Source organism: Stenotrophomonas sp. YJH_SMC_40 (genome assembly GCF_059368615.1).
Map to the genome: position 1 here is coordinate 38,478 of NZ_JCAFRX010000005.1, position 17,565 is coordinate 56,042.

The window sequence follows — 17,565 nt, forward strand, 5'->3', positions numbered from 1 at the left end:
CGCCCCGGCCACAGCGAGCAGCTCAATCACCTTGCGTCCCGGTATCAAGCCCGGTGATCCGGAATGGGAAGGTTGTGCCGCGAGGGGTAGCCTTTCCTGCGTTGGATGCTACGCCCCCTAAACTGTGGCAGGACGGCCGCTGTGAAGGGGAGGGCATGCGTTAGACAAGGGCCGACGAGACAGAAAAGATCATTTGACATCATTTGAGCCAGAGGCAGAAGTCGCTGCGCCTGGATTTGCCGAGCATGGCCGCTCCCTACTGGAGTACCGGCCATGTCCAATCCCGCCGCATCCTTTCCCGGTCCGCAACCAACCCTTGAAGACCTGCTGCGGGCAATCGACAACGGCCAGCTGCACCTGCTTTACCAGCCCAAGCTGGACTGTTCGACCGGCCAGACGGTTGGAGCCGAAGCCCTTGTGCGCTGGGCTCACCCACGGCTGGGACTCATTCCCCCGGCCCAGTTCATCCAGATGGCTGAACAGGGCGGGGTGATCGATCGTCTGGGGCAATGGGTGCTGCGTGCCGCATGCCGCCAGCTCCGCCATTGGCGCGAGCGCGGCAACCTGCACTGGTCCGTGGCGGTGAACGTATCGCCACTGCAGCTGGAGTGCGCGCGCTTCGCCCAGCGTGTACTGAATTGCCTGGTCTGGTATGGCGTGCCCAGCGACCAGCTGGTGCTGGAGGTTACAGAGTCGACCGCCATCAAGGATGCCGACATCGCCCAAAGCCAGCTCGCGGCACTGGCGGCGGCCGGCGTCCAGATCTCGCTGGATGACTTCGGTACCGGCTTTTCCAGCCTTGCGCGATTGAGGCAGCTGCCATTGCGGGAATTGAAGATCGACCGTGCCTTTGTGGCTGCAGTGGATCGTAACGAGGTCGATCCGTCGATCATTGCCGCGATCATCGGCATTGCCAGTGCCCTGCAGTTGCGGGTGGTCGCCGAGGGGGTGGAGCGCGAGGAACAGTTGCAGGTCCTGCGGACGCTGGGCTGTCACCAGAGCCAGGGCTACCTGCACGCACCTCCCATCAGCGGCGAACTTTTCCTTGCTCGCTTTGGCAGGTGCTTCCTCCAGGCGCCGTCAACGCGGCCGCAGGTTGGGGAGGTGGCCTTTGGATGATCGCCTCTGTTCGCTGACCGACGCGCAGACGTTGCCCCTGTGCCACCTGCTGCTGCGCCAGTTCCGCGATGCCCGGCCAGGGGTGCGCGCAACACAGATCCTTTTGCCGCCCCACCCCTCGAACGCCATCTGGGATGAGTTCCAGCAACTGCGCCGGCGCGGCTGGCTCACGGTCATGGTACTGCGGGACCGCGAGGGTCAACGTTTCGGCGGGTGGGGCGTATCGCTCACTCCGATGGGCCGGATGGTGCTGGACGCGCTGGATCGCCAGGTGCCGACGGCTACGACTGTCGCGTCCCGTGGGGTCGAACGGGTTGATGGTGACCCGATCAGTGCTGGCTTCAACGGGTAAGCGGGCTTGAAAATCCAGATGTCGCCTACTCGTACCGAAGAACCATATGGCCTGATCACCCGTGGCGATCTACGCCGCTGCATCGACGCAGAGGAGCTGCAGCTCCACTATCAACCCGTAGTCGATCTTGTCGGTGGCGCGGTGTGTGGTGTCGAAGCCGTGCTGTGTTGGCAGCGCCGCCACTTGGACTGGCGGCAGCCCGACGCCTTTCTGGCATTGGTGACCGCGTCGGACCTGATGAAGCACCTGGACTACTGGGTGCTGGAAACCGCTGGGCAACAGATGGCGCGATGGCGGTCACAGGGCCTGGAATGGAATCTGTCGGTGCGCACCTCGTTGCAGAAGCTGAAACGGCCCTCCTATCGGCAGGCCCTTCTTCAGATGCTGGACGAGCAGCGCCTGCCACCCCGTCAGCTGACGCTGGTCTTCAATGCCGAGGAACTTTCAGACGACGCGGACCTGCGGCAACTGGCCTGGTTGTCTGCGCGGGGCGTCGTTTTCTCCATTGGAACTGTTGATCCTGGCTATATGGAACCGGCATGGCTGCTGCCCATGCCCATCCAGGAGATCAGGCTTGTCAGGCCCTATCACGACCGGGGCGGCCCGCATCGTGGAGAGCAGGCTCTGGCGTCGTTACTGGCGGCGGCCACAAGGCGGCATCTGCGCGTGGTGGCCACGGATGTCGGTACCCGCCAGGAGTTCCGGCAAAGCCAGGCACTTGGCATCGACCGCGGGCAGGGCAACTTCGTTTGCCCGCCTATGGCTGCGGATCTGCTGATAACACACCTTCTACGCACGGGCGCACTCAACGGTGCTTGACTGAGTTCCGTGCGTGGGGAACCCGATGCCAGCTTCCACACGCTCAATACGTCCATCCGCGCTGACTGCCGCTTGCCTGTCTCTCGCAGTGGCCAGGCGTCAGCTGGTTCTGTCTCTGCAGCCGCGGGTTGACTGTCGCACCCGCAGCGTATGCGGCGCCGAGGCCTCCCTGTACCTGCGTCACCCGCGCCTAGGGCGCCTTGCGCTGCAGCGCCACCGGCCATTGGCCGAACAAGCCGGGCTCGCGGTTGAGCTCGATCACTGGATGCTCGATGCCGCCTGTCGCCAACTCGAACAGTGCCGCGCAGAGGGTGCATCTGCGTGGACAATCTCGGTTCCGCTTTCGATGTCCACGTTGCAGGCCCCGGGCTTCCAAGGGCGGGTCTGCTCGGCATTGGGCCACAGCGGGCTGCCTGCGTCGCGTCTGATCCTGTGCTTGCCCAAGTCTGCGGCCCTTGCCGGTTCGGACGCCCACCGTCAGGCGTTCAGTCTGCTTGGAATGGGCGTGCAGCTTTCCATGGGCGGACCGGATGAGACTGACGCCGCGCTGGCTTGGCTGCCGTCTGCGCTACTGCACGAAATATCGATTCCCCGGTCTCTGATCTGCGCGTTGGATCGATGTGTGATCGCCCGTGCAACCGTTGCTTCGTTAATCAGTGAATGGCAGCGCGCCGGCTTACGCGTCTCCGCGGGAGGCGTGATCAGGGAGGAGCAACACATGCTCCTGGCTACGCTCGGATGCGACACAGCGCAGGGTGCACTCTACGGCCATCTGCCGTGGCGATAGATGCGGGTGTGCATCACCGCGCACTGTTGAAGGAACAACATCTGCGCAAATGAATGCTGCAACGCACAATTCATTGAGTTGAGGCTTTTTCCAGGGCGTTGGCACGCCGTCACTGCCGGTTTAGAGGCGCACCGATGTGGGCATGGCAACAATTCCCACATCGCGTGATCCGCATCACTTTTTGAGCCAGAACAACGGCAGTGACTTATGGCCTATCCGCACCGAGTAAATGCCCTGAGCACGACGTGCTGCAGTGATGGCGTGCGCCACTAATTCAGCCGCGAATAACGATTCTGAAACTTTTCATTGACGCCGCTTTCCTGCTGCCAGAAGGTCGTGCCGCCGCACTTCCACACGGCCACGTCATCGCATGGGGAGTTATGCAATGGAGCATCGTTCGTTTCGTACGTCACTGCTTGGCTTGGCAATGCTGTCGATCGTTCCAGCCGCCCACGCGGCGAAGCCGGTGCCGATCCCGATCGCGGATTTTGCGCGGTATCCCGCCATCCAGTCGGTGTCGATGAGCCCCGACGGAAAGCGCCTGGTGGCGCTGATTTCCTCGGCCGATGGCAGCCAGGAGCCCTCGCTGGCCAACTGGGATATGGATAACCTGGACGCAGGTCCGATCAGCATAACGCCCGCCGGCGAACGGATGAAGTTCATTGCCGCTTCGGCGTTGAAGGCGGAAAAGACGTTGGTGATTGCGCGACAGGAGTGGACAGGCCGCCTCGGGAACTGCGGCGAAGGCAATGCCACCGGCGCCACAAAGACCTTCATCACCAAAGCCTACATCACCGACGCCAAGCAGACGTCCTTCGACGAAGCGTTCGCGAGCAATGTCCGCAAGGCAGGCGTCAGCGAAGAAAGGCAGCGCTGTGCGGAAATCTCCGGCAGTGCAGGACTGGTTCACATGCTGCCTCTCGAACCTGATCATGTGCTGGTCATGCAGGTCAATCAGTCGACACTGAGCGCGGACTACTTCCGCTACAACCTGAAAACGGGCGCCACCGAACTGGTGGTCCGGTCCGATGATCAAACATCGCCAGGGCTGTTCCATCCGCGCACCGGCGAGCTGCTGAGCCGCACGTCGATCAAACCCTCGGGAAGCAACGAGTTCGACTACCAGATTCTGATCAAGGACCGCGCCAGTGGCCAGTTTGTTGTCCATGACGCGTTGACCACCAAGCTCAGCGAGCGCTTTGCGATGCACATCGACGGCATCGATGAGGCATCGGGAAAGCTGTATGTACTCACCGACAGATTCTCAGATCATGTCCAGGCATGGGCGTATGACCCCACTACGAAGGCGTTTGACAAGGAGCCGCTGGCGGCCCACCCGAACTTCTCCATCGCCGGACTCATCCTGGACAGGCGCAGCGCAAGCTTCAACTCGATTCTGGGCTTTGTCGTGGATGCCGAGCGCGCGGAGGCCGTCTACATCGAGCCGCGCCTGAAGGCGCTTCATGAAGGATTGAAGCAAACTTATCCCGGGCAGAGCGTGACGCTGCAGAGCTACAACGATGACCTGTCGAAGGTGCTGTTCCAGACTGACAGCGCTGGTCATCCGGTGGCCCATCATGTGCTGGTGGATGGCAGAAAGGTCACCACGCTAGGCAATGAGCACCCATGGATCGACCCTAACCGGATCGGTACGCAGCGCTGGGTGAGCTACCGCGCACGCGATGGCCTCGAGATTCCTGCCATCCTCGATCTGCCTGTCGGCTGGAAGGAAGGCGATCCGGCGTTGCCGGCCCTCATCCACCCGCATGGAGGCCCCTGGCACAGGGACCGCACAGGCTGGGACCCGACCGGATGGGTTCCCTTCCTGACCTCGCGGGGCTATGCCGTATTGCGCCCGCAGTACCGCGGAAGCGCGGATCTGGGTCGCAGCCTGCTGCTGGCTGGTGATCGCCAATGGGGCGAGCGAATGCAGGATGACAAGGACGACGGCGCGGCCTGGTTGGTATCGCAGGGTATTGCTGCCAGGGACAGGATTGCGATCTTCGGCTACTCCTATGGCGGCTTCGCGGCGGCCGCAGCGGTGGTGCGCAGCCCTTCGCCTTACCAGTGCGCGATCTCCGGCGCGCCGGTGACCGACCTCGCACGCCTGGGTAATCGCTGGGGCAGTACGCGGGAGACGCGCGTGATGCAGGGGCAGACTGTCAAGGGCATGGATCCCATGCGCAACACCGAAAGGGCAGCGCTACCTGTGCTTTTGTATGTGGGCGACCGCGATGTACGCACGCCTGCGTTCCACGCGCGATCCTTCCACAACGCGGTGAAAGACCGGGTCGCCTCTCGCCTGGAGATCATTCCGGACATGCCGCATTCAATGCCTTGGTATCCCCGGCACATCGAGGCCAGCCTCGGCCTGATCGAAAGCTATCTCAAGAACGACTGCGGTCCGGGCGGGCTGTAACCGTCCATCTCTTTCTGCTGCGCTCTGCGCAGCACCTTTGATTGATCCCCAGCAGAGCCTGCGCGTGCCCGTTTTCGGGCGCGACGACCGACTGCTGCCCAACCCTGCCGTGTCCCGATACCCGGGCGCGGCACACCGAAGGAGTGGAACCGATGCACGCACTACATACGCGCTGTACACGAACTGCGCATCTGCCCCTGGCCCTGGCGGTCGTTGCTGCGCTGCATGGAGGGCCAGTGCGCGCCCAGGACAGCGGCGCTGCCCCCTCGGCATCGGCCGAAGACGCGGCGAAGGCAGCCGCGTCGCCTGCAGCAGTCAATGCCACGAAGGCGGCCACGCAGCTGGATGCAGTCAGCGTCACCGGTTCACTGCTGCGCCGCGCCGACTACGAGGCGACATCGCCGATCCAGACCATCGATGTCAACACCAGCGTCGAGCAGGGAAATCTCACCTTGGCAAATGTGCTGCAACGCTCAGCGCTCGGCGGCTCTTCCACGCAGCTCACCAACCAGTTCGGCGGCTTCGTGGTTGATGGCGGACTGGGCGTGCAGACCATTTCGTTGCGCGGATTGGGGTCCAAGCGCACCTTGGTGCTGTTGAACGGACAGCGCCCGGGACCGGCAGGCGTGCGCGGCGCAGTGGGCAGCTTCGACCTCAACGTCATTCCCAATGCACTGCTGCGCAGCGTAGAAATCGTCAAGGATGGTGCGTCGTCGATATACGGCTCCGATGCCGTCGCCGGTGCAGTAAACCTGATCACCCGGCGCGACATTACACGCCCAGAGCTGGAGGTGCGTACCGACGTTCCGCTCGGTGGCGGTGGCGAGCAGTTTGGCGCATCGCTGCTGGCGGGCTGGAAGATGGATGCAGGCAGCATCGTGGTGGCGGGCGACGTCAACCGACAGAATACGATGACCGTCGGCGACCGTCGATTCCTCCGGTGCCAACGCCCTCTGATGCGAGGCACAGATGGCCGCTCCATCGACCTCGAGGACCGCTCGATAACAGCTGGGACGTCGCTCGCTGGCTGCCAGAACCAGCTGATCAACGCCATCGTCGAACCCGGGACCAGCAACAGGTATGTGCCATCATCGGATGGCACGACCGTTGGCCCCTTTGCGGGTTACCGACCCAACCGGTTCCGGCGTCACAGCGGCACCGAGTCGGCGTCGACTGAGGAGGTCTCGAACTTCGAGCGCTACAAGGAACGGCAGATCGTCAACCAGGCCCGCAGAGCCACGGGCTACCTGAGTACCGATTTCAGCTTCGGGGGCATCAACTGGCAGAGCCAGTGGTTGGTGAACCGTCGCGAATCCGAACACGGATACTGGCAGCAGTTCTTCCCTGTGGTGCCCGCCGCCGGCACGCGGTTCAATCTGGCGATGCCGGTTATGCCGCTGCGACTGTCCAGCGAGGCTACTGTCACCTATCTCCACGCCAGCAACCGGTTCGATGGCCTTGTAGGCGGTACCAATACCTGGGCATGGCAGTTGAACACGAATTACTCCCGCTCCAGCGGCGACTATGCGTCCGACACCATCGTAGCCGCCCGCACCGGCGACCGCTCCAGGCCGGGCACGGGTGTGCCGGCGGCGGACTATTTCAACCCGGGCTTTCTGAATGGCACGCGCAGCGATGAGCTGAAATCGCTGCTGGTCGCGCGGGACAAGGGCAGTACGCGCTATACCCAGGCTACGGCCAGTGCGTTGTTCACTGGTGACCTGTTCTCGTTGCCAGCCGGCGCTGTCGGCGCTGCGTTCGGCCTCGAGTACCGCACCTATGCGATTGATGACCAGCCCGGCGAGCTGTCGCGCACGGGGGGAGGGTGGTCCACCAGTTCCGCGCAGGCAACCCGCGGCCGGGATCGGGTGCTGGAGGGCTTCACCGAGATCGAGGTTCCGCTGATCAAGGGCATGCCCTGGATTGAATCGCTGACTGCCAACGGCTCCGGTCGCATCTTCCGTTACAACTCGGTGGGGTCGTCGGACAAGGTCTGGAAGCTGGGCCTGAACTGGCAGGTCAATTCCTGGTTGCGCATGCGCGGCAGCGTGGGCACCTCCTACCGCGCGCCTGGGCTGTACGAGTTGCATCTTGGTAACCAGACAGGGTTCATGCCGCAGACTGCCGTGGACCCCTGCGTGCGCTGGGGTGAAAGCAGCCGCGATTTCCTGCGCGCAAACTGTGCGGCGCATGGCATTCCGGACAACTTCAATGGGGCCGCTACGTCAGCGGTGATCCACTCGCAGGGCGGGGCAGGGTCGCTTGTTCCCGAAAATTCACGGTCGCGCAGCGCAGGGTTGGTGCTGACTCCCGCCTTCGGGGACATGAACATTGCCATTGACTACTTCGACTATGACATCCGCGACGAAATTGCTCAGCTCACCGCGGCCAGCATCGTGCGAGGTTGCTATGACAGCGCCGTGCACCCGAACCGCTTCTGCAGCCAGTTCACCCGTGGCCCACGCACCAACGACGCTCAAGCTTTTGCCATCAGCGACATTCGCAGCCCCTATCTGAACATCAATCGCCAGCGCACCCGCGGCTACGATCTTGCAATCAACACGAACCATACGTTCGGCTTCGGCACGCTCACTCACGAAACGCGTGCCACGTACACGCTTTCAGATAGCGTGCAGCTGTTTGACAGTGCCAGCCAGGACGGACGGCGCAGCAATGAGCTGGCCGGTGCGATCGGGCGCCCCAAGGTCAGTGCGACCACCCAGCTGCAGTTCCAGCGTGGAGACTGGTCAGCCCAGTGGCTGATCAGCTATGTGGGTGCCACCGAGCATCCAGAGCTTCCGGCGCGCTTCAACTACCTGGGGTATGCCAACGCGCAGCGTGACATCCGTGCAGACGCACGCATTTATCACACCGCTGCGTTGACCTATCGCCAATCCGACTGGGCGGTGACCGTGGGCGTCCGCAACCTGTTCAACCGTGAACCGGACACCATCTCTGGCGACGTGCAGGCGGTGAATGGAAATGTGCCGGTAGACGCCACCCAGTACGACCTGCTCGGTCGCAGCGTTTTCGCCAGGGCGACGTATCGCTTCTGACCTCTGACCTCTGCCGTCGCGCCGAGTGCGCGACGGATTCTACGCAGGCGGCGGCCACTTCTGCAGTTACAGACCATGTGCAGGTGATGCCGCCGGCGCCTGCACGTTCATTCCTGTTTACCGAGAACCCGCATATGAGAACAGATCGACCGACCTTCGCACCTTGCCGGCTGCGCATCGCCGTATTGGCCGCCCTCCTGCCTGCTGCGACGATGCCAGCCATGGCACAGGACTCCGCCGCTGGCGTCACTGAACTGGACCGGGTCAGCGTGATCGGCTCGCGGATCAAGAGAGCGGACGTGGAGACCTCACAACCGGTGTTCTCGCTGAGTCGCGAGCAGATCCATGCACAGGGCCAGACCTCGATAGGCGACATCATCCAGAACATCAGCGCCAATGGCTCGTCGCTGAACAGCAATTACAACAATGGTGGCGACGGGCAGACGCTGGTCAATCTGCGCAACCTTGGCTCGCAGCGCACGCTGGTGCTGGTGAATGGGCGACGTTGGGTGGGCGGGACCGGCCTGGGCGGTGCGGTGGACCTCACCTCGATCCCGACCGCTGCTGTGGAACGCATTGACGTGCTCAAGGATGGCGCTTCGGTTCTGTACGGCTCCGACGCCATCGCCGGCGTGATCAACATCATTCTGCGCAGCGATTTCGACGGCGCCGAGGCCAATGCCTATGTCGGGCAGTATGACAAGGGCGACGGCCGCCGCCAGTCCTACGACCTGCTCATTGGCAGCGTGGGAGAACGCTTCTCTGTCATGGCCGGCGCTGCACACGTACAGGAAGACGTGGTGTGGGCTGGGGACAGGACGATCTCGGCAGTGCCGAACTTCGGCTCATCGCCCGGTTACGGCGGCAGTTCGGGAACACCGGCCGGACGCTTCGGCCTGGGAGCAACCGGGCCCTCGCAGTGCGTGGATGGCAGTGCAGGCCCGACCGGCGCGAACGGCCAGGCCACCGGCTGCTGGTTCACGACCCCATCGGGCCCTGCGTCATGGCGGCCATACAAAGCGTCTGATGCCTACAACTTCGCGCCGGACAACCTGCTGGTCACCCCGCAGGAGCGCACTTCGCTGTTTGCGTCAGCCAGTGCGGCACTGACCGAGAATGTGCGTTTCAAGACCCAGTTCGCATACAACGAGCGCAAGTCCGAACAGGTACTGGCCGCAATGCCGATCACCCTGGGTCGGTCCGCCCCGGGAACCAAGTCCGAAGACATCGTCATCAGCGCCGATAGCATCTATAACCCGTATGGGCAGGATGTCACCCGCATCCAGCGTCGGGCCGTGGAGACCGGCGGACGTATCTATACGCAGGATGTGTCCACACTGTCATTCAATGCGAGCCTGGAAGGTCAGTTCAGCCTTGGCCAGCGCACCTTTGCCTGGGACGCCGGCATGTACTACGGCAGAAACAAGCGCGCTGACATCACCACGGGCCTGTTCAATGTGCCAGCCCTGCGCCAGGCACTCGGCCCCTCCTATCTGGACGCGGCGGGGCAGGCGAGGTGTGGAACGCCCACTGCACCGATCGCAGGGTGCGTGCCCATGAACCTGCTTGGCGGGCCAGGCACGATGACGCCAGAGATGCAGGGGTACTCCGCCTTCGAGGCGCACGATGTATATGGATACGAGCAGAAGAACTACTTCGCCAGCCTCAGTGGTGACTTGTTCGCGCTGCCCGGCGGTACTTCGGCGTTCGCGCTCGGCGTTGAGCGGCGCAGTGAGAGTGGGTTCGATGCGCCCGATGCGCTGGTCAATTCGGGAGACACCACTGGCAATGCGCGCACCGCGACCCGCGGCGCCTATTCGGTAAAGGAAGCCTTCGTCGAGCTGGATCTTCCGCTGTTGTCCGACCTTCCGGGCATCCAGCGGCTTGAGGCCAACGTGGCCACCCGCACGTCACGCTACGATTCCTTTGGCAGCACCACCAATTCCAAGGTCGGGTTGATCTGGAAGCCCGTGACCGACGTGATGGTGCGCGCCAACTGGAGCGAGGGCTTCCGTGCCCCCTCCGTTGCCGAGCTCTATTCCGGTGTTTCGGACACCTTCGAGGATGTGAACGACCCCTGCGCCTCACTCTCGCGTGGCAGCCCGCAGACACCACCGGCCAGCTGCGCCGGGGTGCCTGCCTACAACCAGGCCAACACCCAGATACGCACCACTGTGGGTGGCAATGTGAATCTGGGGCCGGAGACCTCGATCAACCGCACCCTGGGGGTTGTGTACAGCCCGGGTTGGGCGCCGGGCCTGGATCTGTCATTGGACTGGTGGAACATCAAAATCGAGCAGGGCATCTTCACCCAGTCCGCCCAGACGATCTTCAACGACTGCTACTACGGTGGTCAGCAGCCGGCGTGCGCACTGATCGGCCGGGCGCCCAGTGGCGAGGTCTCCAATACCTTGGCCACGGCTCGCAACGTCGGCGTGCTTGAAGCCGAGGGCTTCGACTTCACTGCCAGCTACCGCTTGCCCGACACCGCCCTGGGCAGCTTCTCGGTCATCTGGGATTCGACCTATTTCAGCAAGGCGACAGCAGACGTCAACGGTGATGGAGTGGTGACCGAGGATCCGGTGAGCGGCGAGGGTGGCAACCTGGTGGGTGAGTACAGCAGCCGCAGCAACAACTGGCGCGTCCGTTCCAACCTCGCAGTGGCATGGGCCAAGGGCAATCTGGGTGCCACGGCGAATCTGCGCTACTACTCGTCCCAGGTGGAGAGCTGCTTCAACGTGCCGTCGGCCGAGCTGCGCAACCTGTGCTCAGACCCGGCCCGTAAAACGTCCTATGGGCCGCGTCCGGAGAATCGTATTCCCAGCGTGACCTACACCGATCTGAGTGGCTACTGGAATGCGCCGTGGAATGCTCGGATCACGCTGGGCGTGAACAACGCATTCGACCGTTCTCCGCCACGTTCGACGGTGGTGGCCGCCAACAGCTTCGATCCGCAATACGAAGTGCCTGGCCGCTTCTACTACATGCGCTACACGCAGAAGTTCTGATCCGAAGGCTCTCTCCAAGGATCATTCCACGGCCCTGCCAGGGCCGTGGCTTTTTACGCGCAGGCGGATTCGTCAAGCCAAGGCGCTCAGATGAGAAGAAATGAGATCAGTTGAGAGGACTGCAGACGCAAGGTCCAGTCCTTCAGTCCAAGATGCGGGTTCATTCATCTTGACCTGCCCGGCGGGTCGGTAGCGTACCTCGACAAGCGGGCCGGTGCGGGCGGTGTCAAACTACGCGCGGCGGGGCAGATGGCCAGCGTAATCACCGGCATCACGGTCATCAATGTCCATACGCGCGTCCGGCTCGCAGAAGATGTGACCCGCAGCAGCAGGGCAGTTGTACCGGCCAGCCACTCCAATCGATGGTGATGTCCGCGATTTGTGGCGCGGCTGAGAGAAGAGTGGGGGAGGGCGGGGAGGACGTCAGGAGGGTGCGGAGAGATCAATTGACAACGATTGAGGGAGGGGTAGAAGCCGACCGAGTGACTATTGCCCAGCATTGCACCCCTCGCCATGGAGTTGCGATCGTGCACGTACTTGATAGTGACAATCCCTGTACTGGGCGTGCGCCCGAGCAACGGATGCGGGCAATGAACAAGGGCGAGCTGGTCCTGCTTTACCAGCCCAAGGTTGAATGCGGAAGTCGGAGAATAGTTGGTGCCGAGGCAGTGGCTGCCTGGCAGCATCCTCAATGGGGACTCATCGCACCCGTTGATTTCGTCGGACTCGCCGTGAACCAGGAGCGCATCCATCAGATTGGTCGATGGGAAGTCGATCGGGCCTGTGCCCAGCTAAGCGAATGGCACAGGGCTGGCAACGCTGATTGGACGATCGCGGTCGACATTTCTTCGGTCCAGCTTCAGCATCCCGACTTCTGCGGCAATGTGCGCGATGCGCTTCGTCAGAATGGAATTGCAGCAGACAAGCTGATACTGGATGTTGCGGAATCATGCCTGATGCAGCAGAGCGATGTGTGCCGCAACGCTCTGCTGGATCTGTTCGCGGATGGCGTACAGATCGCGCTGGAAGGTTTCGGCAATAGGGTCACCAGTCTGGCACGGTTGAAACGCCTTCCTATCAATGAGTTGAAGATCGATCCGGTATTTGTCGCTGACGTTGACAGAAATACCGTGGATTCTGAAATTGTTTCGTCCATCGTCACCTTGGGCGCGATCCTTGGATTGCGGGTGGTTGCTGAGGGCGTCGAACGCCTCGAGCAGTTTCGCGCAGTGGAAATGCTCGTGTGCGACCAGACCCAGGGGCTGCTACACGCGCCAGCGATCAGCGGCGATGAGTTCCTGCTGAGGTTCGGCCTGCAAAAACACGCGGGCGCCGCGGTGGCACCGTCAGGAACCAAGGAGGTGGCCTTTGGATGAGATCGCCGATCCGGCGCCTCAGGTCCGCCTGCGACTTTGTGCGCTGATGCTCCGACATTTTCAGGCCGGGCGACCCAGCCTACGGATTGCACAGGAGGACTTTCCTGGGTACTCCATCATTGAGATCCATAGAACCTTTCACCATCTGCGTGCGCTCCGATGGCTGGAAGCAACTTTCGCCCATGGCGGGGAGGGCCGCCATTTCTCTGGTTTGGTGGTCTCGCTGACGCCCTTGGGGCATGCGGCTGCGCGGGCGCTATCCGCAGAGGCCGGGTACCCGGCTGGACAGTAGGGAGCAAGGGCAAGGTATGAAACGGGAATCGAAGCCGACCATTGCTACTAGTCTGGCGTACTACAGAAGGTCCTTATACTTGGGAATGGTTCTTCTAGCTGCAGGCTGCACTTCCATCCCCATTGGCGGAGTTTCCGAGTCGGACGAGGCTTCCGCCAAGCGATTGTTCTCGGCTTATCCCGAGATAGCTCTCGGGTTCTACGAAGTGCCTGGGCGAGATGTTGAATCGATCGTAACGAACATGGAGTTCCGAGGCCCCATCGACAAGAATGACTACAGCAACGTCTATGGATTGACGCTTTGGAATGTGCACTGGAATGGAGCCAAGCGCGAGGCAGTCAACTGCTACGGAGACCAGGCAAAGATCAGCCTTGTAGTGTCCGTTCTTCTGCCAAAGAAAAGCGACGCAGATCGGCTGCCGCCCGATGTCGCAGCGAAATGGAAGCGTTTCACGCGAGCTCTGTATGAACACGAAGTCCTGCATGTGGAGAACGGCGTGGCCGCAGCGGCTGCGGTCCGGTCGTCACTTCGGACAGGTAGCTGTGAAGAATCGAACGCAAAGGCAGGCGAAGTAGTTCGCAGCCACGCCAAACGAGATGTCGTCATCGATAAAGAGACGAGTCACGGCGTAGCCGATGGCGCGCACTTTCCCTGAGACGATCAAAGTGAAGTGGCGAGACAACACCTCGATGAATGATGTTGATCGGGTACGGCAGGAGGTCAAGAGACTCCAGGCGCGCCACGGGCTACACGTGCCGGCAGGAACGCAACATAATATACATTATGCGAAATACTGTATCGGGCGGCCGCAGCCTTCGTTGGCTCTGCATGGCAATGGCTGAGGCTCTGGCTTGGCTCTTGCCTCCCTGCTGGCTCCTCCGACAAGGATGAGATTGCAGCATGAGCAAGATCGATCCCCATGATCGCATCGACCTAACCGGCCCTTGGGCCGGTTTCGGATTCCAAGCTGGGCACATGTTCACCCCCGAAGGTCATCAGCTAGAGCCATGCGACATGACCTGGTGGTCCCTGACCTGCAACATTGCGCGGGAATGGCGACTGATGATGGCTGAGGCGGCTCCCCGGAGACCAGCTGCACGAAAAGCTTCGGCCACGGCGAAATCCAGCGTCATCTACCTAGCCGAAGCGCTCAGAATTCGCCGAGAACGACGGTCCGGCGTGCGTGATCCCGGCCCCGGCGCCGAGACGTCCAATGTGGTCTACATGAGTCGTGGGCCGAAGCCGCGTCAGCGCGTGTAAAGCGCTTCCGTAGGGGCGCTGCCCCTACACCCCCAGTACAATGCAATCTGGATGTGATTGGGGGGCGTATGGAGCGCGAACGGCCTGAGTACCTTCCGCCGATTGAGCGGAAGCGTTGGAATTTCCCGTGGCTGATTACCGGATTTTTGACTCTGGTGAGTCTTACAACCATTGGCGTGCTTACGCTGGGTCGCACAAACAGTGCCTGGAGTGAGCGTTTTGAGGGTGTGCGGTGATCCATTGAGGCCGCTGAGCAGCCGTCGACGGCTAGGACTGAGCTGCCGACGGCCAATAGCCCGGTGCCGTCGGCGCTTCCAGAACGTCAGCACGCACAGCCATCCCGGAATGCGCAGAATCTGCGCTGTATCAATGGAATGTTCTTCCGTCGAATTGAGGGGGGCTGGGAGAACCTTCCGGGCTCTCGGTGTGGCGATATCCCGGAAAGTACTGTCCAGTGCTTTGCAGGAAAGCCGTACAGGCAAATGTCTGCTGATGGAGGCTGGGTTCTCTCACCGCGAGATCGCTGCCCGTGACGCGTCACGATAATCAGAAGGTCGCCGGGTAAGGTGGCGTCTCCGGGAACGTCCCCATTGGGCGTTTCCCGACCTCAACCAGCGCATGTGGTGACGGCTCGGGTGTCCCGGATGGCGATGACTGAGCGATGCCGCGAGCTGGGTGATCCTGACTCGACTCCGATTCCTGGCGTGGTGCGCGATACGGGTTGTAGGCCGGGCCATCGCGTGCGATCGCCACGCATACCGGTAGCGAGATCTTTGCCTTGGTACCCTGCTCTGTGACACACGTGCAGGTGGTGTCCTGCTCGGTGGTGCCGGAGGCCATGCAATACAGCTCAGGTTGCGATTGCACGGTGCGATCATCGAAGGCGGGGGCAGACCACGGCTGAAACTCCACACGTGGTTTGTGTTTTTGCACGTATTCTTCGCGGGTGAGGGGCCGTGCCGCCGGCATGCCCGCGCCCAAGGGCGCCAGGGCCCCTGCCGCCGGCAAAGCTTCGGCCCCCTGCTCTTCCTTCTTCGCAGCTTGTGCGTTGGAGGGTTTGATCAGGAACAGCCAACCCAACCACAAGATGCCTATCAAGGCGACCGCCACTGACAGTCCCTGCCAGACTCGCTTCGGTACCTTGAACTTGTGACTGGCCGTGTGCAGCGTTGCGCTGCGATACCTGTCATAGAGGTTCTTCGGGTAGACCCAGATTTCTTCTTCGGCCTTGTCGCGTATCCGCTCATCGTAGGGATCAGCCTGCACGCGGGTCCACGTCAGAACACCGGCCCGCTGCATGCCAAACGCGCGATTCATATGGGTATGCGAGCCGATCAGGCTGCGCACCTGGTGGTGGATCTTGCTGGGCCACTGGGTGACGAACACCAGATCGAAACCGCGATGTCGGTGCGTGGACATCGAGCGAATGCGTGGGTCTTCCGATTCCCCCGGCTTGCCGGTGGACGGGAATAGCCTGCCATAGCGCTCCAGCCCCTGAGTGTTGCCATCCGAATGCGCTTCGTCGTACAGCACGAAGGAGCCATCGGGAAGCTGGGTCCAGTCGTTGTGGTCAGGCAGCTTTTCGAACCATGGGAAGGCGTCCGGATTCTCCTCAGTGGTGGCACCTGCGACGTTGGTGAAGAACCGTCGCGGCTGCGCCTTGCCTTCTTTGACGGCCTGCCGGTTTTGCTCGTAGAACTCCTGCGCCATGCTCATGGCGCGCAAGGTCTTGCCGTTGCCGGGCTGGCCGGAAATGAGATACATCATTTGGATGCAGCCTTCTGAACTGCGACTTTGCCAGCGTCAATCACAACCTTGGTGACCATGGCAGAGCCAACGATGGTGATGGCCTCCCCTGCCCCTGCGAGCAGCAGCACATTGGCGAGGTCACCGGAAATGCCGCCCCAGTAGGAGACGACAAGGTTCAATGCTGATTTGACCAGCGGAAGCAGCGCGGCGCCGGTCGCAAGCCCGAGGCCCGCGCCGGTCAAAACACGTGCGAGAGAGTTGCCCAGGAGCTGGACAAGGAAGGCGGCAAGCCAAGGCATTATCTTCTGAGCCCCAGAACGATGTAGGCAGCAACGATGGCCGCGAATGCGATCACCATGCCGCGGATGTACCGAGAGAAATCACACAGCGGCTTGAACTCGAAAACCATGGCGGCGCTGTAGCCGCCGAGCGATACATTGATGGTCCGAGGTGACGGGCAAGACCCACCCCCTAGACCGCTGGACCACTGCCCTTGGTAGCTGCCGGGAATGGGGGGATCCATATAGGGCATCGGCACATCGCCCGGATACTGCGGATCGCCCGGGAGGCTCGGATTCTCTCCGCCATCGCCACCGCCATCACCATCGCCGTCCCCGTCGCCATCTCCATCCCCGCTACCACCGCCGTCGCCGCCGCCGTCACCACCCCCTGAGCCGCCGTCCCCTCCCCCATCGCCACCGCCGTCACTACCGCCACCGTCGCCATCACCTCCCCCTGTCTCCCCGCCAGTGCCGCCACCATCATCGCCACCGCCGTCGCCAGCGGGCTTAGGCTCAGGCGCGTCAGATTCTGTGCAGGTGCCCCCGGTGGGCGTGTAGCTGAAACCGGCCACACCAGCCGGATCGAGTGCGCTGGAGTACATACAGCCCCTGTGGCAAGCATTGACCGACGCGGCAGTGCTACCACCCTCCCAGCCAAACTCTTCAGGACGTGCGCTGCACTTCGTCTTCCAGCCACGCTTGACGGATGCATATCGCCCGCTAGACGCATATGAAGGTCGGACAAAGCCGACATAGCCATTGCCCTCCTGCTCAACCATAGGGTTCCAAGTAAAGCCGCCAGCAGCGTTAGATCGACCAGCCTGCTCAGTAGCTGCAGCCCAGGCAGCTGCATAGGCTTCGCCCTCATCATCGCAATCCATATAGCCCACGTCCGCGCTGGGCGAACACACAGCAGCGTGCAGTGAAGGAGCGAAGAAGTAGAGCGCCGCAACCAGTGGCGCCAGCAGGACACGCGTCATCTAGTCACCGAACGCGATGTAGAGCGCGGCACTGCCGACGCAGAGAACGAATAGACCGAGCATCATC

General features: G+C 62.1%; 13 protein-coding genes. 10 read left to right on the forward strand and 3 right to left on the reverse strand.

What is annotated here, in order from left to right; all coding sequences use genetic code 11:
* Positions 1 to 273: 273 nt before the first annotated feature.
* From AC5P6X_RS10765 to AC5P6X_RS10810, 10 genes are all read left to right on the forward strand, one after another.
* Positions 274 to 1,119, forward strand: coding sequence for an EAL domain-containing protein (locus AC5P6X_RS10765; RefSeq protein WP_053090773.1), 846 nt, complete (start codon positions 274 to 276; stop codon positions 1,117 to 1,119).
* Entirely contained in the window at positions 1,112 to 1,471 is a 360-nt protein-coding gene (locus AC5P6X_RS10770; RefSeq protein ID WP_329755692.1) for a hypothetical protein, read from the forward strand. Before AC5P6X_RS10765 ends, AC5P6X_RS10770 begins: the two co-directional genes overlap by 8 nt.
* Positions 1,472 to 1,477: 6 nt before the next feature.
* Positions 1,478 to 2,290, forward strand: a complete 813-nt coding sequence (locus AC5P6X_RS10775; protein ID WP_152904891.1) for an EAL domain-containing protein — start codon at positions 1,478 to 1,480, stop codon at positions 2,288 to 2,290.
* Positions 2,291 to 2,315: 25 nt separating this feature from the next.
* Positions 2,316 to 3,077: an EAL domain-containing protein gene (locus tag AC5P6X_RS10780; RefSeq protein WP_425531777.1), complete on the forward strand. Its 762-nt coding sequence runs from the start codon at positions 2,316 to 2,318 to the stop codon at positions 3,075 to 3,077.
* A 385-nt stretch (positions 3,078 to 3,462) separates the two neighbouring features.
* Positions 3,463 to 5,496: an alpha/beta hydrolase family protein gene (locus tag AC5P6X_RS10785; RefSeq protein ID WP_262091386.1), complete on the forward strand. Its 2,034-nt coding sequence runs from the start codon at positions 3,463 to 3,465 to the stop codon at positions 5,494 to 5,496.
* A 236-nt stretch (positions 5,497 to 5,732) separates the two neighbouring features.
* The gene (locus AC5P6X_RS10790; RefSeq protein ID WP_495215435.1) at positions 5,733 to 8,552 is read left to right on the forward strand and encodes a TonB-dependent receptor domain-containing protein; all 2,820 of its coding nucleotides are present in this window, start codon (positions 5,733 to 5,735) and stop codon (positions 8,550 to 8,552) included.
* A 134-nt stretch (positions 8,553 to 8,686) separates the two neighbouring features.
* Complete coding sequence (locus AC5P6X_RS10795) at positions 8,687 to 11,560, forward strand: TonB-dependent receptor domain-containing protein (protein WP_197631391.1); 2,874 nt, start codon at positions 8,687 to 8,689, stop codon at positions 11,558 to 11,560.
* A gap of 590 nt (positions 11,561 to 12,150) precedes the next feature.
* Complete coding sequence (locus tag AC5P6X_RS10800) at positions 12,151 to 12,936, forward strand: EAL domain-containing protein (protein ID WP_049450214.1); 786 nt, start codon at positions 12,151 to 12,153, stop codon at positions 12,934 to 12,936.
* A 308-nt stretch (positions 12,937 to 13,244) separates the two neighbouring features.
* A complete protein-coding gene (locus AC5P6X_RS10805; RefSeq protein WP_161801720.1) occupies positions 13,245 to 13,883 on the forward strand; it encodes a DUF922 domain-containing protein in 639 nt (212 codons plus the stop codon).
* Positions 13,884 to 14,128: 245 nt separating this feature from the next.
* On the forward strand, positions 14,129 to 14,488 hold the full coding sequence (locus AC5P6X_RS10810) for a DUF3653 domain-containing protein (protein WP_032966757.1): 360 nt from the start codon (positions 14,129 to 14,131) through the stop codon (positions 14,486 to 14,488).
* A gap of 546 nt (positions 14,489 to 15,034) precedes the next feature.
* On the opposite strand, the gene AC5P6X_RS10815 is transcribed toward AC5P6X_RS10810, so the two are convergent.
* The 3 genes from AC5P6X_RS10815 to AC5P6X_RS10825 are packed head-to-tail and all read right to left on the reverse strand — an operon-like array spanning position 15,035 to position 17,498.
* Complete coding sequence (locus AC5P6X_RS10815; RefSeq protein WP_161770968.1) at positions 15,035 to 16,255, reverse strand: zonular occludens toxin domain-containing protein; 1,221 nt, start codon at positions 16,253 to 16,255, stop codon at positions 15,035 to 15,037.
* Positions 16,252 to 16,536: a DUF2523 domain-containing protein gene (locus AC5P6X_RS10820; protein WP_032966758.1), complete on the reverse strand. Its 285-nt coding sequence runs from the start codon at positions 16,534 to 16,536 to the stop codon at positions 16,252 to 16,254. The genes AC5P6X_RS10815 and AC5P6X_RS10820 overlap by 4 nt, the downstream gene beginning before the upstream one ends.
* The gene (locus tag AC5P6X_RS10825) at positions 16,536 to 17,498 is read right to left on the reverse strand and encodes a virulence factor TspB C-terminal domain-related protein (RefSeq protein ID WP_198287803.1); all 963 of its coding nucleotides are present in this window, start codon (positions 17,496 to 17,498) and stop codon (positions 16,536 to 16,538) included. The genes AC5P6X_RS10820 and AC5P6X_RS10825 overlap by 1 nt, the downstream gene beginning before the upstream one ends.
* Positions 17,499 to 17,565: the final 67 nt, after the last annotated feature.